This is a genomic window from Aestuariivivens sediminicola, from assembly GCF_022662015.1.
Taxonomy (GTDB): Bacteria; Bacteroidota; Bacteroidia; order Flavobacteriales; family Flavobacteriaceae; genus Aestuariivivens; species Aestuariivivens sediminicola.
Genome location: NZ_JAKMCM010000001.1, coordinates 569,464 through 587,724, shown reverse-complemented (window position 1 = coordinate 587,724; position 18,261 = coordinate 569,464). Strand labels below are relative to the sequence as shown.

The following is an 18,261-nucleotide window of genomic DNA, read 5'->3' as shown; positions in this document are numbered from 1 at the left end:
TCTTAACCGTACAGTATTTTTTTTAGCTTTTTGGGCATAAACTGATGATATACCGGAAGACGATATAAATATTCCGATGATTAGGAAAAAAACAACAGGAAATTTTAACATCTTTTTCATGATTCCGTAGTTTTCTTGTTTGTGGTCATATTCTTTTCATCTGCTGTTCGTTGTATGGGGATAACCGGTAAATAACGGACGCATAGCGTAATAATCAATAAAGCCATCGCCAAAGTTGCAAACGTGATGATCCATTCATGGGCACTTGGGAAATAATGGTGCCAGGACTCAGGAACACCTTCAATAGGTAAAAAAGGATGCAAAAGTGTCGGTATAACGATAATGTATCGTTTCCACCAGGAACCAAGAACAACCATTAAGCCAACGATGAACATAGGTCCGGGCCTTCGGCCTTTTTTAAATAATAAAATAACCAGAGGTAAAACAAGACCAACGATCTGTGAGAACCAAAATAAGGGGGCCCATTCACCAAAAACCAAGGAATTTAAATGGATGTCTTCTTCAACAGGTGCTGTAAAAATTGGGATTAGATACTCATTGATGTTAAAATAGAGGTATGTTAGACAGGCCAGGCCCAAAAATTTCCCCAGCTTATCAAAATGATAATCTGTAATATAATGGTCCAAACCTCTAACCCTCCGAATAATGTAAACCATGGTAACTAATGCGCCTAATCCCGCAACAAAAGCGCCTGAGATAAAATAGGCCCCCATATTGGTGCTATCCCATCCAATTCTATAGGTGGTCGAAAACAACCATGCATCTATAGTTTGTAGAATAATACTAACAGGGATAATTAAAATAGCTATGATCTTAATGGATTTTTCTTGTATTGACTTCTGACGTTCACTGCCGGTCCAGTTAAGCGAAAGTTTCCCATACCATTTGCTGAATTTGGGTTTCGTCTTCTCGTAATATTTTTTAAGTATACCCAAATCGGGTAAAAGAGGAAAATACAATAACAGGAAACTCAAGGCAATGGTTGTTGGAATTATAATGACATCCCAGGTGATTGGGGATTGCAATCTTGCATGAATAAATAGGTTTAATAATCTGTCAGGACGCCCCATATCAATCATAATGGTTAAACCGGCCATCACAATAGATGCGAACGTAATGATTTCAGCAATTCGAACTAAAGGGGTTCTCCAGGAATTATTCGTTAATCTTAAAATGGCCACGGTAACAGATCCTACGAAACTGGTTGCGACAAAAAAGACGAAATTTGAGATGTATATGCCCCAAAGCGCATAATCGCGCATATTGGTAACAATCTGACCTTGTCTTATTTGATCAATGTATGCAATGAGTCCCAAAACAATAACAACAACCAAAAAAATAACCCAAATTCTACCTCTTTTTCCAAATTTTTTAGGGGCTAAATGTTCTACAAGGATATCATAATTTTTCATAGTCATTCAGGATTTTCAAAAGTATAGGGTTTATCAACCGATTCAAATTCCTTGTAATTTTCCAGACCTTTGTCAAATTCGACTAAACGATTTACAGGAGGTAAATAGTAAACGCTTGGAGAAGTCCCTAATTCTTCTAATAATCGGTAACCTGCTTTATCTTTGAGTAATTTGCTTAGACGTAATGTTTCCTCGCCATTGGTTACCGTATCCTCGTATTTATCGCCGAAGTAAAAGACACCATTAGGGCAGGCCGTTACACAGTGTGGCAATTCATTTTCATGTATTTTATGAGGGCAAAAATCACATTTATCAGGAGTCCCTTTTCTACTCGGAACACCTGCATATTCTATAGATGGATTGTCATGACATGAATCAACCATGTTTAGCGTAATCTCGCTCATTTCACCTTGCTCCGGCTCACTCCAGTTAAAAACACGAATTGAATAAGGGCATGCCGCCATACAAAACCGGCAACCAATACAACGCTCATTGTCGATCAGCACCAATCCATCGCGTCTTTTAAAGGTGGCATCAACAGGGCAAACCGTAACACATGCCGGTTGATCACAATGCATGCAAGTTCTCGGCATCCAATAGGGTGCCGTATCTTTTGACTCTTGCATTTTATGAACTTTAAGCCAGGCATTTTCACCGGTGACATAGTGATGCTTGTTGCAGGCAACAACACATTTTAAGGCGTTTTTACATTTGGCGAGATCAATAACCATTACAAATTTTCGATTCGGAAAACCCTCTCGAACATTGTATTTGGTATCATGGTCTTCTGAGTGCTCTATTTCGATAACCTCCGAGGCATCCACTTGAATTAGAGAACCATCTGTGGTCATTAACTCTATTTTTTCTCCGTCATTTGCCTTGTTTGAAGCCCCTAATTTTTCTGAAAGCTGAGACAAACCAAGCCCTCCAATAGCAGATGCGAATCCTATTTTCAGCCCTTTATCAAGAAATTTACGTCTGGAGTTTTTACTATCTTCCATCATGAATGAATTTTCAACTTTAGGTTACAGCTTTTTACCGAGCCATTTAAGCAAGGATGTATTGGATACATCCTTCTTGATAATTTTTGATTTTTTTAAGGTGCTCACTTTTACCTTCACGGTTGTGCCGTCAGGTTTTAATAAGGTTTGATAGCTGTCTTCTTCCGGAGTTTTGATCGAGGCATCTTTGGAACTGCCCATTCCGAAAAAAGGCAACAATAAACTACCACCTAAAATGGGTAGAAAGCCTCTTCGTGAAAGCTGACTTTTCTTTTCAGATTTGTTGTTCATATGGTCTTAAAAATTATAATTACGGGTTATGTTAAACCCAATTCTGGCGCCACCATCGAAAAAATTATTGGTGTTCTTCATGTAATTATACTGAGGTAATAGGCCATTAAAATTGGTTAAAAATATTTGAAATGTGTGGGCTGAAGTTGAGAATTCTGCGCCAAAACTAAAGCCTGTTACATTATATTTATTATTATCAAACTGGGTTATCGGGGCACTAATATCATAAATCAGTGCTGTTTGAGGACTTACTTTAAACCGTCCACCAAATGCTATGGCAAATCGATCATGCTCTCCACCATAATTTACCGCATTAAAATGCGATAAACTCGGTGCAATTTGGAACGAGATGTCTGAACTAAATCGTTTGGTAAAAACCAGCTGATGGAAATAGGAATAGCGGTCTTGTTGTTTTAAGAACGGACCGTTGTCGGCATCAGGAGGAATAAAGTCTCCATTAGGGTATTTTGTATCAAAAGAGCGACCGTCTATGGCTATATTTCCGTAATAGCTAATGCTAATGGGTGTACTACCGGAACGGGTCTGTTTTGCCAAACCAACTTTTAAGCTAAAGTCACTCGTTCTATTTTCTTGAGTGATACCATAGCCTACAGATAACCAATCTAAAATAGAATAGGCCAGGGCGATTCTGATATTGGAATTTGCTCCATATATTCCGGCTAAAGAATTCTTTTCCTCTATACGCCCAAATCTGTGCTGCATTACCACTTCCAAAGTATTTTTCGAAAATAACACGTTTGTGGCATTGTCAATTAATGAAGCGCTTTCAAAAGCAGGACGGGCGGGTCGCTCAACAATGGAGTCTTTTGCCTTCTTCTGTGAAAAGCACAAAACAGGAATAATTAATAAGACAAACAGTAATATATTATACGTTTTCATTGTAACATCTTTAGGGTTAGTTATTCTCGGCGCCATCATCAATCCACTTTTTAATTAAAGCTATCGCATCAGGATCTACATTTTGGTGACCAAGATCATTCAATTGAATGTATAGTGTGCTCGAGCCGCTGTTGCCGGGGTTAACATATCCTGCTAGTAAAGAGGCATATGCATTTCCTGGGCTTAAGTCTGGAGCTTGTCCTGAAGCATCATGACATTGTGTACAGTTATAGTTTACAAATATGGGTGCAATATCATCTGCAAAAGAGACAACAATGTCAGGATCAATAACCACATCATCTTGTACTATTTCTTCCGGGAATTCGTCATAGTAACATGAAAATACGACCAATGGGATAATACTCACGAGAACTATTTTAAATAGTTTTTTCATTGTAATTAATTTTATCTAAAATTCATTGCCAACTTCATTCGAGGAGCTACAATAGTTTGGTCTTGAGACCAAACTATTGTAATCAACCTCAATTATTGTATGTTAGCTAAGGAATTCTTAATTAATGATTTTGCATAATCAGGATTATGGATACCCATACTTCTATCTTCATAGATAAACAGGAAGTTCCATGCGGCTTCGGCATATTTCAAGTCAAATAGACCGGTTTGCGGATGCCATTCACCTTCCTCACTTGGATCATCTGGTTCTTCGTAATGAACAATACCTACAACTGGAACCGGAGTGACGCCGTCAGCTTCAAACATAGGTTGGTCGTCGTCGTCAATAGCCTGACCTACGACTTGCTCTAACAGGTGTCCCAATGCTAGCCAATCGTCTTCCAAACCGGCAACTTCAAGGTCTTGTGCATTGCCACCATGACAGTCATTACAGTTGTTTCTTGTAGGATTCCAACTGTGTCCAAATGAACCATCTGTGGTATGCCGCATATGGCAATCGATACATGCGGCTGTATCGGTCCTGTGGGCTGCTTGTTTGACGGCGGGGATATCTTCAACTAATGTGAACGTAGAGTAGGCACCTAAAAGTCCTTCCAGCAGAGCCGTTTGCGGACCGTGGTGTGGTCCCCAGTGACCGCTGGTTTGTAAATATTTACCGGGATATTCATCTGCGACAGGCGTTCCCCTTCTTGGTTGATGACAGTTGGCACACATATTACTGGCATTGCCGTAATCTAAAATATAATCCGGAAGAGCATCATTCTCAGCAAATACTCTGAAGTCTACTGGATCCAGGGTTCTTACAGCATAATCATTACCGTCGGTTTCAAAATCGAATGAACGATGTACACTGTGGCAGCCAGTACAGTTTAGTGGTTTGGATTCATTATAACCACCTTTGGCTACACCTCCTGTCTCTATATAATCAATAAAACCAGCATTGTTATGGCATGCGGCACAACTTTCTCTGGTGCCTCTACTCCATGATCCATAAGAATACCCTGGTTGGCCACCGTGATTTGACATATAGTATGCATCAAAAATGCCTGCTCTATGCGATGAGGCGTGACAGTCGATACATTCCTGAACACCAACCCCGTCAATGCCATCAATACCATCGATGCCATCAACCCCGTCAATGCCATCAATACCTGCTGGGCCTTCAATTGCGGTGTAATCACTTGTACATTGGAATAACATTAAACTTGTTGTGATAACGATCAAGTTAATGATGAGCTTTAAATTTTTCATGACGATATTTGTTAATTATATGATGGACGAAAAATATTAATTTAACCTACCCGAAACTATGACAAATGTTAGGTTTTAGTTTATTAGAATATTTTTCATAGGGTAGGGAAAAGTTTTTGTTTTATTTTAAATAAAGTAACTGATTATCAAGATTTTGAGCGTTTTATGACCTCTCCAGATACATTGATTTTTACCACTAATTTTTGCAGACATGCCGGGGAAATGGATTTTCAGTCTTCTAATTAGCGGAGTTGAACTGCATTTTTTTGAAAAAATTCGCACAAAATCGGAACATTTTCGTCTGTTTACAACTGTTTATAACTTCACTTTAATAAAGTTGAAATTCTGTGTATTTTTAAACTTTTCCATTTTGCTTAAAATGCAGGATTTCAACAACCCTTAAAACAACAGCATGTATTTAATTTTCGATACTGAAACCACGGGCCTCCCAAAACGTTGGGATGCTCCTGTTACCGATGTGGAAAACTGGCCGAGATGCATACAGATTGCATGGCAATTGCATGATGCCATGGGGCATTGTTTAGATCATCAGGATTATTTAATTCAGCCTGAAGGATTCAATATTCCCTATGATGCGGAAAAGGTTCATGGGATCTCTACTGAATTGGCACAGGAGAACGGTCGACCGATCAGGGAGGTATTGGAAAAATTCAATGAGGCACTGGGTAAGACTAAATTTGTTGTTGGTCAAAATGTGAAGTTTGACCTTAATATTATGGGTGCTGAATTTGTGAGAGCTGAGCTATCTAATGCTTTACAGGAGTTGCCCGTATTAGACACCTGTACAGAACACACTGCAGAGTTATGCAGAATTCCCGGAGGTCGCGGGGGGAAGTTTAAATTGCCAACCCTAACTGAGTTATACCATCATTTATTTAATGAAGCCTTTGCCGAAGCGCATAATGCAACTGCCGATGTGGAGGCAACCACTCGGTGTTTCCTTGAGTTGGTCCGATTGCGGGAATATACAGATGAGGAGTTGGATGTTACTCCGGAGTATTTTGAAAAGTTTACCGAGGAACATCCAGGAACCATTCAGCTCATTGGCTTAAATCATGTAAATCTTAAATCGGAAAGTTCCAAAATACGTCAGCGTTTATCCTCCAAAAAAGCCGATAGTATCTCATCGGAAGAAATAAGTCAGAATGTTTCCGAATTGGCTGATGTCGATTTTGTGCATTTGCACAACCATTCCCAGTTTTCTGTTCTGCAATCCACTATGAGTGTCTCAGAATTGGTTGGAGTAGCTGCAGCAAACAATATGCCCGCTGTAGCCCTTACCGATCATGCCAACATGATGGGAGCATTTCATTTTATAAATGCCGTAAACAGGCAAAACAGCCTGATAAAGGCCGATATTGTGGAAGCTGAAAAAAAGGGGGAGATTGTTAAAAAAAATAGGATCAAGCCAATTATTGGCTGTGAGTTTTTTGTCTGTGATAACCATTTGGACAAAACCAGAAAGGACAATGGGTATCAAATGGTCTTCTTGGCAAAAAATAAAAATGGCTATCACAATTTGGCAAAGTTATCCTCACATGCCTTTGTCGATGGCTTTTATTACGTTCCAAGAATCGACAAAGCATTGGTGCAGAAATACAAGGAAGATCTCATTGTCCTGACCGGCAATTTGTACGGAGAAATTGCGAGTAAAGTGCTCAATGTCGGGGAGGTACAGGCCGAGGAAGCCCTGCTATGGTGGAAAGGGGAATTCGGGGACGACCTTTATATGGAAGTAATGCGGCACCATCAGGAAGATGAGGATCGTGTTAATCCAACACTGATACAACTGGCAAAAAGGCACAATATCAAAATAGTCGCTACAAATAACACCTACTACCAAAGTAAGGAGGATGCCAATGCACACGATATTCTGCTTTGTGTTAAGGATGGAGAAAAACAGGCTACACCTATAGGTCGTGGAAGAGGCTACCGATACGGACTGCCCAACCAGGAATATTATTTTAAATCCTCTGATGAAATGAAACAGCTGTTTCAGGACCTCCCTGAAGCCATTGTCAACATTCAGGAGGTCGTCGATAAGATTGAAACCTATGAGTTGGCTCGAGAGGTCCTGTTGCCGGCATTTGATATACCTGAAGAGTTCAAACATGAACAGGATCTGATTGACGGGGGTAAACGGGGGGAGAATGCCTACTTAAGACATTTAACCTATGAAGGCGCCAAAAAACGTTATGGAGAGGTACTCTCTGAAGACATCAAGGAGCGTATAGATTTTGAACTCAGTGTTATTGAAAATACGGGATATCCGGGGTATTTTTTAATTGTAGAGGATTTTATCCGTGAAGCTCGAAACATGAATGTTTCTGTGGGGCCGGGACGTGGTTCTGCAGCGGGTTCGGTGGTGGCCTACTGTTTATGGATCACGAATATCGATCCACTGAAGTATGATTTGCTTTTTGAGCGTTTTCTAAATCCGGACCGTATCAGTATGCCGGATATCGATATCGATTTTGATGATGAGGGCCGTGGTCGTGTTATGGATTATGTTATTAAAAAGTACGGTAGTAATCAGGTCGCTCAGATCATCACCTACGGTACCATGGCGGCGAAATCCTCGATAAGGGATACGGCTCGTGTGCTGGATCTGCCCTTATTTGACGCCGACAGAATTGCCAAGCTCATTCCAAACATGTCGAAACTCAACAAAATATTCGACTTAGACGAGAAAGGCTTAAGCAGTAAATTTCGGGCAGAAGACCTTGAAAAAGTAAATCAACTTTTAAATATATCGGAAGGTGACGATTTGGAGGCCGAAACGGTAAATACGGCCAGAACACTTGAAGGTTCTGTAAGAAATACGGGAATACATGCATGTGGTGTCATCATTACGCCGGACGACATTACCAATTTTGTACCGGTGGCCACAGCGAAGGATTCTGAGCTTTACGTAACCCAATTCGATAATTCTGTCGTGGAAGCGGCCGGATTGTTGAAAATGGACTTTCTGGGGTTAAAAACGTTGACCTTAATAAAGGATACTGTAAAAATTGTAAAAGCAAGGCACGGTATAGATCTTGATCCGGAAGCATTTCCATTGGATGATGAAATGACCTATAATTTGTTTCAGCGTGGCGAAACGGTCGGCGTTTTTCAATACGAATCTCCGGGTATGCAAAAACACCTTCGCGATTTAAAGCCTACCGTCTTCGAAGACCTGATTGCCATGAATGCGCTGTACCGACCCGGGCCAATGGAATACATTCCCAGTTTTGTAAGGAGAAAGCATGGTGATGAGGCGATAGAGTACGATCTGCCCGCCATGGAAGAATACCTAAAGGAAACTTATGGCATTACGGTCTATCAGGAGCAGGTGATGCTGTTGTCTCAAAAATTAGCCAATTTCACAAAAGGTGAAGCCGATGTATTGCGAAAGGCTATGGGTAAAAAGCAAATCGCGGTACTCGATAAAATGAAACCAAAATTTATCGAGCAGGCAAGTGCGAATGGACATGATGCGGACATTTTGGAAAAGGTTTGGAAAGATTGGGAGGCCTTTGCGAGTTATGCATTCAACAAGTCCCATTCCACCTGTTATGCCTGGATCGCCTATCAGACGGCGTATTTAAAGGCGCATTATCCTGCAGAGTATATGGCCGCAGTGTTATCGAATAACATGAATGACATCAAACAGGTGACCTTTTTTATGGAAGAATGCAAGCGAATGAAGCTGAAAGTCCTGGGGCCTGATGTTAATGAATCCTACTATAAGTTTTCAGTGAATCAGGATAACGCGGTTCGGTTTGGTATGGGAGCCATAAAGGGCGTTGGGCATGGTGCGGTAAAGACGATTGTTGAGAACAGAAAGAAGGATGGAAACTACAAGTCCATTTTCGATTTGGCAAAGCGAATAGATTTGCGAGCGGCGAATAAGAAGGCATTTGAAAATTTAGCCCTTGCGGGAGGATTCGATTGTTTTAAATCGACGCATCGTGCACAGTACTTTCATGATGACGGCGATGGAATCACGTTTCTGGAAAAGGCCATTAAATATGGAGCGAAGCACCAGGAAAATGAAAATTCTGCACAGGTAAGTCTGTTTGGAGATGCGAGTGCGGTACAAATAGCCGAACCCCAGGTGCCACCGTGCGAAGAGTGGGGCACCATGGAAAAACTTGGTAAGGAGCGTGAGGTCGTTGGCATATATATTTCCGGACATCCCCTGGATGACTTTAAGACCGAAATGAATACCTTTTGCAATGCCACGGTGGGTTTATTCAATAACCTGGAACCTTTTGTGAATCGCGAACTCATATTTGGAGGTGTGGTTACGGACGTACAACATCGTGTGAGTAAACAGGGAAAAGGATGGGCGCTATTCACCGTTGAAGATTATACCGACAGCTTTGAGTTTCGAATTTTTGGGGAGGAATATCTTAAGTTCAGACATTTTTTAATGAAGAATAATTTCGTGTTTGTGAAGACATTTGTCCGGGAGGGTTGGATAAATAAGGATACCGGCCAGCGTGGTGAACCCCGATTACAGTTTAATAATTTCCAGTTGCTTCATGATGTCATGGATGCCTATGCCAAGAAATTGTCCATACAGGTTGATATCAATGATTTGAAAAAAGAAAAAATACTGGCTTTAAAGGAATTGCTAAAATTACATCCGGGCAATCAGGCACTTAATTTTTTGATTTACGATTCCGAAGAAAAAATTAAACTCAGCATGGGTAGCAGAAAGCAAAAGGTAAAAGTGAGTCAGGAGTTATTACAGGAATTGGAGGAGCAGCATGTACCTTATATACTGAACTAAGTCTGATGATCCAAATAATCTCCTAATCGGTCGAGGTGGTCATCCCAGAATTGTTCGTAAAATTTCAGCCACTTGTTAATGGCTTCAAGTTCATTTGGTTGAGCCAGGCAAAATCGTTCTCTTCCTTGGATTTGAATTTTCAGAAGTCCGGCCTCCTCAAGCGTTTTAATATGTTTGGTTACACCTTGTCGGGTCATATCAAACTGATTTGATATTTGAGAAATAGAGAGCGCCGATGTCGCTATGACCAAGGCGTGAAAAATATCACGCCTTGTCGGGTCTGAAATGGCTTTAAAAAGCCTGGTGATCTTATCCTGCATTGACCAATTTTTTTAAATAATCACTGAGTTCAGTCATACAACCAGCCCAGCCACCGTTAAAACTTTCAAACATTTTAATGGCGGTGTCGCCTTTGTATTTTGAAATACCGGAATGCTCCAGGTAGAGTCTGGTCCCATTGTCGGTGGCTTCAAGTTCCCATTTTACGGTGGTCTCCACTTCGGTATGGGCCACTATCCAGGTATAGATCAGGGTATAAGGCGTAGCCTCTATCACCACGCCGGTAATATTGACACAATCATTTTTTTGACTTGCAATGAAGGTGTAATGATATCCTGATTCAGCCTTAAAATCAGCTTTTATAAACCAGGTGGAAATCTCTTCAGCCTTAGAAATGGCATTCCAAACCTTTTCAATAGGATGATTAAAATGGGCTTCTTTTGTAATAAGGTCTTTCATAAGTGTTTGCTTTTTGATTGTTATGCAACTATTTGGTTGCTAATGTAAATCAAATTTTTCTAATACGCAACTATTTGGTTGCTTTTGTGAATGAGATTGATGAAATGCGATCCGATACAGGAACGGATTCGAATCGATGTTTAGGCAAAATCATTGCAAAGCGTCTTATCATTAATAAGGAGGGGGCGTCTTTATAGAGCGGCTAAAAAAGAAAGGTATTTACTTCCTGTTGTGGTAAGCAGCGCGTTAGATAAACGAATGTGATTTCACCATAAGTAAAACAAATTGTCACTTTGTAAGGTTTCGTGTTTTTTTTGACTAATTTTGTCGCATTGAATTAGTAAAAAAATAAAACTTAGATATTATGGCATTAGAAATAACAGATGCAACATTTGAAGAAACGGTTTTGAACAGCGATAAACCTGTTTTGGTAGATTTCTGGGCTGCCTGGTGTGGTCCATGTAGAATGGTTGGTCCAATCATAGAACAAATTAGCAGCGAATATGAAGGAAAGGCTGTCGTAGGAAAGGTAGATGTTGATGCTAATCAGGAATTTGCCGCTAAATATGGTGTACGAAACATTCCAACCGTGTTGGTGTTTCAAAATGGAGAGGTCGTTGGTAGACAGGTCGGTGTTGCACCTAAAAACGCCTATACCGATGCCATAGATTCACTCCTATAGTTGCAGCGAAAAAGAAATATTAAAAGGTTTGCCGAATTGGCAAACCTTTTTTTATTTTAGATGCATTGAAACCTATGCTATCAAAAACAGAATCAAAATCATAGGGTAATTGTTTTTGTTCATGGCATCTGATCATTTTTCAGGAAGGTGTATCCATTGAATAATCTTCAAGAATAGTTTAAAAATTCAAATTATGAGTAAAAAAACAAAAGTACAGGACCTTATAGATTCTAAATTTCTCGATGAGCGTAAGGTGTTTTTATGGGGGCAGGTAGATGATACTTCCGCGAAGCATGTCATAGACAGGTTGCTTTATCTGGATGCCTTGGGGACTGAGGACATCCAACTGTATATTAATAGTCCTGGAGGCTATGTCACCTCCGGCTTTGCCATTTATGATTGCATGAAATCACTTAAAAGCGATGTGTCTACCATTTGTTCTGGTTTGGCGGCTTCTATGGGTTCGATTTTACTTTCTGCCGGTGCTAAAGGGAAACGTTTCATTCAGCCACATGCTCGTGTTATGATACACCAACCCAGTGGAGGTGCGCGCGGACAGGCGAGTGACATCGAAATTACGGCCCAGGAAATCTTGAAGACAAAAGAAATCAGCGCCCAGATTTTAGCAGACAACTGTGGTCAGAAGGTCGAAAAGGTGATGAAGGATTTTAATCGGGACCATTGGATGGGAGCGGAAGAATCGGTAGCCTATGGGATTGTCGATGCCATTAACAGTTAATTTAGGAGAGGGCACGAACGGATATGAACTTACAGGCCGAACTCAATAAAACAGAAGGGTTTAAGAATTTAGAATTGCTTGCCAAACAAGTGGTTGAAGGCTTTATTGCTGGCATGCATAAAAGTCCTTTTCATGGGTTCTCGGCTGAGTTTGCCGAACACAAGATTTACAATCGTGGAGAAAGCACGCGTCATATTGACTGGAAACTTTTCGCCAAAACAGATAAATTATATACGAAACGTTACGACGATGAAACCAATTTACGTTGTCACATTATTTTGGATAACAGCAGTTCAATGCACTACCCCAGGATGAATTCGTTTTCTCTCGATGGTTTAAATAAGATCGGTTTTTCAGCACTGGCGGCCGCAGCACTTATGCAGCTCTTAAAGAAACAACGCGATGCGGTTGGCTTAAGTATTTACAGTGATGCCTATGATTATTATGCACCGGAAAAGGGCAGCGAACGCCACCATCAGATGTTATTGAATCATTTAAGTGAAGCGATCCTGTCAGAGCCTGAACACAAACCCACGGAAACCTATAAATATTTACACGAAATAGCAGAAAAGATTCATAGGCGTTCCATGATTTTCGTATTCACGGATATGTTTCAGACTGTTGAGGATGATACAAAGTTGTTTGAGGCGTTGAGGCATTTAAAATATAATAAGCATGAAGTGATCCTGTTTCATGTTTTTGATAAGGAGAAAGAGTTCACCTTTGATTTCGATAACAATCCACGTCGGTTTATAGATGTTGAAACAGGTGAATCCATTAATTTGTATGCACATAATATTAAAGACAGTTATCAGGAGATGGTGGCAAATTATTTCGATGCCATCCGATTAAAATGCGCACAGTATAAAATAAAATATGTTGAAGCGGATATCACCAAAAATTTTAACACCATACTTACAACCTATTTGATTGAGCGTCAAAAATTTGCTTGAATACGTGTTTGCTTAAAAAAATTAAAAAAAGATTTGAGTTATAAAAAAAGCCATGTATATTTGCACCCGCCTGATAGCGTGATTAACACGGGTTAATCTTGCAGGCGTGCAGTTTTGCAACGGTCTGGTAGTTCAGTTGGTTATCCCGAGTACTCGGGATGCCTGTCACGCAAAGCGCGAGCATATTGAATACATAAAGGCCATAAGTTCTTAAAGTGTTTTATACATATATCATAGAAAGTGAACAAGATGGTTCCTTTTATATAGGTTATACAGAACATTTGGATAAGCGAATATCTGAGCATAATGTGGGATTATCTGCTTATACAAAAAAGAAGAAACCTTGGAAGATCGTATATGTTGAGGCATTTACAACAAAGCGAGAAGCAATACTAAGAGAGAAGTTTTTAAAACGTCAGAAGAATAGAAATTTTTATCTTAGATTAATTGAAAATAATCGGTCTGGTAGTTCAGTTGGTTAGAATATCTGCCTGTCACGCAGGGGGTCGCGGGTTCGAGTCCCGTCCAGACCGCAACTAAGATGTTGTGTTGTTTCCCGAATTCATTTCGGGGACGTAGTGAAAGTCAAGCCTTGCTTGACAATCCAATGAGAAGCTTTCCTTTTTTCTTTTTAAGAAAATCGGGATGCTTTTTTGTTTTGGGCGATATTCAAGAAATTCTTATTTAACCCAGTACAAGTGATAATACAACCGTTAAATATATACTCATTAATCCCCATTTTTGTTTTGTGGTTTTAATTCCAATATTGTAAACAGAACTAATCCAGTCACGAAGCCATATAAGATCGCACCTAACAGAAAAGCGAAGAGACCAAGAGATGTTGATAAAATTAAAAACCCCCAGCCCAAAGTACTTGATACGATCCAATAAAAATGTTTCTTAAAGTGGGGTTTTAATAATCTGAATTGTAGAATTCCCGTAATTAGTCCTGCAAAGGCAAAAATTAAAGCCTCAGGTATATGATTAGAAGTATTAAATACATTAATTAAACCTCTGTAGATTTCCAATTTCCACAATACAACACCAGCAAAAATTTCGGCAAACACAAATCCAGTCAATAACGCCCACACCCATTTAAACGACACCTTAAAGTAACGCTTTAAGGATAAATATTGCAATAGACCTGTGGCCAGTGCAAGAACAGCACCACTGCCAATATGCATAAGTGCATTGGAAAGATAGGTTCCATCATCATCCATACTGAATCCAAATGCACCATGAATAGGTAATAACACAAAAAAAATGCTCAATAAATAGCTGAAAAATATTACCCATAGATGGTTTAATGTCCAAATCGTCAACTTTATATTATTCTTCATGATATTCTAAATTTATTTAGTGTGAGTTAAGTAAGGTATAAACACTCTGGTATTTTTCTATCCTAATTTAAACTTTAAAGATAGCCCATCAGCTTATCTTAAGGTATGATGTAAATCAGTTGCGTGAAAAGGCTGTTGTTCAATGATAAATAATCCCAATAATGTTTGAAAGGGGTGTAAGTACTATTCTATAGGCGCATCAAGACCACAATACAAATGTGGTGTTGCTCACGCCTATGGCGTGACGTAGTGAAAGTCAGGATCTGCTTGGCAATCTAATGAGAAGCTTTCCCGAGTACTCGGGGATCGGGATACCAGTCTTTCGCACATTAATTCCGGCTTACCTCAACAATAAAAAATCCAGCCTCAGAAAAGAGACTGGAATCTTTTTTTTCCATATTTCCTGCGTGATATTAATAGGTTATTTCTCCTTCGCCGGACATAGCCCAGGTCCAATTGTCAAAATCAATGTTGCCGTGCATATAAATGTCACCATAAACGTCTGTAAATCGTCCTGTGCCATCATATACAACATAGTGGTAAGTCCAGATACCAGTATCCTGATTTTGAACCGCCGACGCCACATAGGTGTATATTTTATCTCTGTTGGCCGCGGTTATTATGCCTAATATAGGACTCACGCCATCATAGCACCCATAATTCTCAACCGTGTAATAGCCAATATGAGAGGCATTGCCGTTTCCAGTAATTGTTAAATAAGGATCTGGAGCACAACCATCTACATTGAAATCAAATCCAAAAGGACCTGTTCCGTCGTAGAATTTGATTGTTTTCGTAACACCATTATCTGATTTCATCAGTGTTTTACCGAGAGGATTGCCAATGAATTCATAGTTGGCTAAGGGGGATTCCATCACGTCTTGTTGGACGTCGCTTTTCATAGTGTAGTCATGGCTACAATTTACCGTGATCGATAATAATAAACCAATCAGGGCAAGACTTATTAATTTTGTTTTCATGATCCATCATATTTGAATTAAAAATATCTGAGTATCTCAACTGTTTATTAAAATTAATAAGTCATCATTAGAAGTACTTTGGTGAGAATCTCAAAAATTTTGGTAATCTGCTCAATAATGAATCAATTGGTGGATTAAAGAAGCTCACTTGGAGAATAACCGAATTCTTCCCTAAAACTCGTGCTAAAATGAGATAGGTTTTTAAACCCTGAATCGATTGCAGCTTCCGTTACATTTTTGCTCTGACTTTCTATCATTGATTTTGCTCTGTGAAGACGATAAGTTCTAATATATTTACCGATAGAATTGTCTGTTAATGCGGAAAATTTCCGATACAACTGAGGTCTGCTCATATTGAGGTGGCTGCAAATATCTTTTATTCCAAAATCTTCATTCTCCATTTTCTCCTCAAGAAGGGTGTTAATCTTCGATATAAACAGCATCTCATCCTTGTAGTGCATATTTCCATGATGGGAAAGCATTTTTAGTGAGCCGAGCCTTTTTTGCATTTTATGTCTTGCCTTTAGCAGGTTGCTCAGTTTAAGTAATAGCTCCTTTTCACTGAATGGTTTGATGAGGTAGTGATCGGCGCCTATTTCCAGTCCTGAAAGTTTTGAGTGGAAGTCTCCTTTTGCGGTGAGGATTATTACTGGAATATGATCTGTTCTGATATCATTTTTAAGATTTCTGACCATTTCAAAGCCATCCATTTGTGGCATCATAACATCTGTTAGGATGATATCCGGGATGATTTTCAATGCTTTTTCGAGTCCAATCTTACCATTGAAGGCAACTTCAAGAATATAATAATCCTTCAGGATTGTAATAAGGTATTCCACAACATCCTTATTATCTTCAACTATTAAAAGGATTGGTTTTTCTATAGATATATGAGGATTAGTTTTTTGCTCCCCATCTCTTTTATGTATTGGAACAATAGAATTAATAGTATCTGAATGGATCATAGAGACGCCATGGTCATTTTTCTTTCTGGCTTCTTTGGTGACGGGCAAGGTAATGATAAATTCTGTTCCAACTCCTACTGTACTTTTCACTGTAATCTCTCCTTTCATCAATTTTACAAGCTCTTTGGTTAGGGCCAAACCCAAACCGGTACCTTGTATCTGATCATATTCGTCAGGAACTTGGTAAAAGCGGTCAAAGATATAACTGATAGACTCCTTTGGTATTCCTTTTCCACTATCCCTTACCGATATGCATAGCATGTCCTGGCCTCTCCTGTTATTCCCAAAAACGCTGACATCAATCTTTCCGCCTCGAGACGTAAATTTTATTGAGTTGGATATTAGATTGCCAAATACATGCATTAGTTTTTCAGGATCATAGTCAGCATAGAGAGACTCATTGTTTATATTAATCCTCAAGTCAATATGCCTGCATTCAGCAAGGCTATTGAACGTTCCAACCACATATCGGGCAAATTTCTTAATGTCCCCATGAATTAAGTTTAAATGCATGCTTCCTGCTTCTATTTTGGAGATATCTAACATCTGATTTACCAATCTCAGTAGTATTTGACTTTGAGCTTTTATCTTATATGGTCCATTTTGCAACCACTTTTCCTTGTGTTGTTCCATTTGGTCTGCTATACCTGAAATGATTGTTAAAGGTGTTCGGAATTCATGAGATACATTAGTATAAAGCTGGGTTTTAGCCTCATCTATTTTTCTTAATTTCTCTGCTTCAGACTTTTCATATCGGCTTTTGTCTTTCATGAACAATATGACCAAAAAAAGTATACATGCATTAACCCATACGGCATCAGTGACGAAATAAAACGAATTGACCTCAGGAGTTATATAATCCGGAGTCACGAGATAGGGCTGGAGTATACCTAAAAGTATGATTGTACTGCAATACAAGCCAAACATCCCAATAGTCCATCGAATATTGCCGGCCAAAACAGAACCCATTGCACAGTTCATTCCTATAAACACAAATCCCATGGAAGTTGTCAGGCCACCAATTTGCAACATTACAGCGAAAGCCAGAATAACGATAATGCCATAACTTATGTTCAGGACAAGATCAAACCGTTTTGTAATGCGAAAAAGAGGGATAGCTACAATTTGCGTAATCATTAAAGCATAACCAAACCAAAGAATTGGCCATATTTCCCATACAAATCCAAGACTAGTCATACAGGTTAAGCCAATAAAGTTGACGATCATATATAGCCAGGTCCATCGCTTGCGTAAAAGTGCCTCTGGTTCCAATCGTGGATCAGCCAAGAGCAAATCAATCCGAGCGATCAACTTTTTCCCTGTTAATCGTTTCATACTTTACAGATGGTTAATTTTTAATCTTTTGATTTTTCATTCAAGATATATCCCTCATAGGGTAATATGGATTATTTAAAAGATATTATTTTATTGTTTTAAACATGAAATAAAAGTAATACGCCTAACCATTAAGATCAATTTGATAAATATATATTAACTATTAGCGTTATATAATGATAATAATCAGTTAAGAGAAGAGGTGATTATTGACTTGTAATGAATCGGATAAATATTAAAAATTATGATTTTTTAATATATTCAAAGATCTGGGACACACCGTAGCTGAAAAGTTGTGTTGTTTCCCTAATTCATTTCGGGAACGTAGTGAAAGTCAAGCCTTGCTTGGCCATCCAATGAGAAGCTTTCCTTTCCCGAGTGCTCGCGGATCGGGATATTTTTTTGTTTTTAGACTCCTCTTATGAAATCCCTATCATT

General features: G+C 39.2%; 16 protein-coding genes and 1 tRNA gene. 6 read left to right on the top strand and 11 right to left on the bottom strand.

Going from position 1 to position 18,261, the window contains the following annotated elements; all coding sequences use genetic code 11:
- Positions 1-116: 116 nt before the first annotated feature.
- The 6 genes from nrfD to MR041_RS02510 form a co-directional block, all read right to left on the bottom strand.
- A complete protein-coding gene (nrfD, locus tag MR041_RS02535; protein WP_242092010.1) occupies positions 117-1,433 on the bottom strand; it encodes an NrfD/PsrC family molybdoenzyme membrane anchor subunit in 1,317 nt (438 codons plus the stop codon).
- A 2-nt stretch (positions 1,434-1,435) separates the two neighbouring features.
- Positions 1,436-2,437 carry a 4Fe-4S dicluster domain-containing protein gene (locus MR041_RS02530; protein WP_242092009.1) on the bottom strand — a complete coding sequence of 334 codons (1,002 nt, stop codon included), beginning with the start codon at positions 2,435-2,437 and terminating at the stop codon, positions 1,436-1,438.
- 21 nt (positions 2,438-2,458) lie between these two features.
- The gene (locus MR041_RS02525; RefSeq protein WP_242092008.1) at positions 2,459-2,725 is read right to left on the bottom strand and encodes a hypothetical protein; all 267 of its coding nucleotides are present in this window, start codon (positions 2,723-2,725) and stop codon (positions 2,459-2,461) included.
- Positions 2,726-2,731: 6 nt separating this feature from the next.
- Positions 2,732-3,625: a DUF5777 family beta-barrel protein gene (locus tag MR041_RS02520; RefSeq protein ID WP_242092007.1), complete on the bottom strand. Its 894-nt coding sequence runs from the start codon at positions 3,623-3,625 to the stop codon at positions 2,732-2,734.
- Between the two features lie 16 nt (positions 3,626-3,641).
- Positions 3,642-4,019: a hypothetical protein gene (locus MR041_RS02515; RefSeq protein ID WP_242092006.1), complete on the bottom strand. Its 378-nt coding sequence runs from the start codon at positions 4,017-4,019 to the stop codon at positions 3,642-3,644.
- Between the two features lie 92 nt (positions 4,020-4,111).
- On the bottom strand, positions 4,112-5,290 hold the full coding sequence (locus tag MR041_RS02510; RefSeq protein WP_242092005.1) for a hypothetical protein: 1,179 nt from the start codon (positions 5,288-5,290) through the stop codon (positions 4,112-4,114).
- Positions 5,291-5,702: 412 nt separating this feature from the next.
- Between MR041_RS02510 and dnaE the strand changes: the two genes are divergently transcribed.
- The gene (dnaE, locus tag MR041_RS02505; protein WP_242092004.1) at positions 5,703-10,091 is read left to right on the top strand and encodes a DNA polymerase III subunit alpha; all 4,389 of its coding nucleotides are present in this window, start codon (positions 5,703-5,705) and stop codon (positions 10,089-10,091) included.
- Here dnaE and MR041_RS02500 read toward each other — a convergent pair.
- Both MR041_RS02500 and MR041_RS02495 read right to left on the bottom strand, forming a co-directional pair.
- Positions 10,088-10,411: an ArsR/SmtB family transcription factor gene (locus MR041_RS02500; RefSeq protein ID WP_242092003.1), complete on the bottom strand. Its 324-nt coding sequence runs from the start codon at positions 10,409-10,411 to the stop codon at positions 10,088-10,090. The genes dnaE and MR041_RS02500 overlap by 4 nt on opposite strands.
- Positions 10,401-10,829, bottom strand: a complete 429-nt coding sequence (locus MR041_RS02495) for an SRPBCC family protein (RefSeq protein ID WP_242092002.1) — start codon at positions 10,827-10,829, stop codon at positions 10,401-10,403. The genes MR041_RS02500 and MR041_RS02495 overlap by 11 nt, the downstream gene beginning before the upstream one ends.
- Before the next feature lie 364 nt (positions 10,830-11,193).
- Between MR041_RS02495 and trxA the strand changes: the two genes are divergently transcribed.
- From trxA to MR041_RS02470, 5 genes are all read left to right on the top strand, one after another.
- Positions 11,194-11,511 carry a thioredoxin gene (trxA, locus tag MR041_RS02490; protein WP_242092001.1) on the top strand — a complete coding sequence of 106 codons (318 nt, stop codon included), beginning with the start codon at positions 11,194-11,196 and terminating at the stop codon, positions 11,509-11,511.
- Positions 11,512-11,704: 193 nt separating this feature from the next.
- Positions 11,705-12,250, top strand: a complete 546-nt coding sequence (locus MR041_RS02485; protein WP_242092000.1) for a ClpP family protease — start codon at positions 11,705-11,707, stop codon at positions 12,248-12,250.
- A gap of 23 nt (positions 12,251-12,273) precedes the next feature.
- On the top strand, positions 12,274-13,203 hold the full coding sequence (locus MR041_RS02480; RefSeq protein ID WP_242091999.1) for a DUF58 domain-containing protein: 930 nt from the start codon (positions 12,274-12,276) through the stop codon (positions 13,201-13,203).
- Between the two features lie 215 nt (positions 13,204-13,418).
- Positions 13,419-13,685, top strand: coding sequence for a GIY-YIG nuclease family protein (locus tag MR041_RS02475; protein ID WP_242091998.1), 267 nt, complete (start codon positions 13,419-13,421; stop codon positions 13,683-13,685).
- A tRNA-Asp gene (locus MR041_RS02470) sits at positions 13,663-13,736 on the top strand. Before MR041_RS02475 ends, MR041_RS02470 begins: the two co-directional genes overlap by 23 nt.
- A 195-nt stretch (positions 13,737-13,931) precedes the next feature.
- On the opposite strand, the gene MR041_RS02465 is transcribed toward MR041_RS02470, so the two are convergent.
- The 3 genes from MR041_RS02465 to MR041_RS02455 form a co-directional block, all read right to left on the bottom strand.
- Positions 13,932-14,543, bottom strand: coding sequence for a hypothetical protein (locus MR041_RS02465; RefSeq protein WP_242091997.1), 612 nt, complete (start codon positions 14,541-14,543; stop codon positions 13,932-13,934).
- Between the two features lie 413 nt (positions 14,544-14,956).
- Positions 14,957-15,523 carry a hypothetical protein gene (locus MR041_RS02460; protein ID WP_242091996.1) on the bottom strand — a complete coding sequence of 189 codons (567 nt, stop codon included), beginning with the start codon at positions 15,521-15,523 and terminating at the stop codon, positions 14,957-14,959.
- 134 nt (positions 15,524-15,657) lie between these two features.
- The gene (locus MR041_RS02455; protein ID WP_242091995.1) at positions 15,658-17,823 is read right to left on the bottom strand and encodes an ATP-binding protein; all 2,166 of its coding nucleotides are present in this window, start codon (positions 17,821-17,823) and stop codon (positions 15,658-15,660) included.
- Between the last annotated feature and the right edge of the window lie 438 nt (positions 17,824-18,261).

Coding starts and splice junctions, on each gene's coding strand:
- MR041_RS02525 (WP_242092008.1), bottom strand. CDS start 2,725: ATGAACAACAAATCTGAAAAGAAAAGTCAGCTTTCACGAAGAGGCTTT.
- MR041_RS02485 (WP_242092000.1), top strand. CDS start 11,705: ATGAGTAAAAAAACAAAAGTACAGGACCTTATAGATTCTAAATTTCTC.
- MR041_RS02530 (WP_242092009.1), bottom strand. CDS start 2,437: ATGATGGAAGATAGTAAAAACTCCAGACGTAAATTTCTTGATAAAGGG.
- MR041_RS02515 (WP_242092006.1), bottom strand. CDS start 4,019: ATGAAAAAACTATTTAAAATAGTTCTCGTGAGTATTATCCCATTGGTC.
- trxA (WP_242092001.1), top strand. CDS start 11,194: ATGGCATTAGAAATAACAGATGCAACATTTGAAGAAACGGTTTTGAAC.
- MR041_RS02455 (WP_242091995.1), bottom strand. CDS start 17,823: ATGAAACGATTAACAGGGAAAAAGTTGATCGCTCGGATTGATTTGCTC.
- dnaE (WP_242092004.1), top strand. CDS start 5,703: ATGTATTTAATTTTCGATACTGAAACCACGGGCCTCCCAAAACGTTGG.
- MR041_RS02520 (WP_242092007.1), bottom strand. CDS start 3,625: ATGAAAACGTATAATATATTACTGTTTGTCTTATTAATTATTCCTGTT.
- MR041_RS02465 (WP_242091997.1), bottom strand. CDS start 14,543: ATGAAGAATAATATAAAGTTGACGATTTGGACATTAAACCATCTATGG.
- MR041_RS02460 (WP_242091996.1), bottom strand. CDS start 15,523: ATGAAAACAAAATTAATAAGTCTTGCCCTGATTGGTTTATTATTATCG.
- MR041_RS02500 (WP_242092003.1), bottom strand. CDS start 10,411: ATGCAGGATAAGATCACCAGGCTTTTTAAAGCCATTTCAGACCCGACA.
- MR041_RS02495 (WP_242092002.1), bottom strand. CDS start 10,829: ATGAAAGACCTTATTACAAAAGAAGCCCATTTTAATCATCCTATTGAA.
- MR041_RS02510 (WP_242092005.1), bottom strand. CDS start 5,290: ATGAAAAATTTAAAGCTCATCATTAACTTGATCGTTATCACAACAAGT.
- MR041_RS02480 (WP_242091999.1), top strand. CDS start 12,274: ATGAACTTACAGGCCGAACTCAATAAAACAGAAGGGTTTAAGAATTTA.
- nrfD (WP_242092010.1), bottom strand. CDS start 1,433: ATGAAAAATTATGATATCCTTGTAGAACATTTAGCCCCTAAAAAATTT.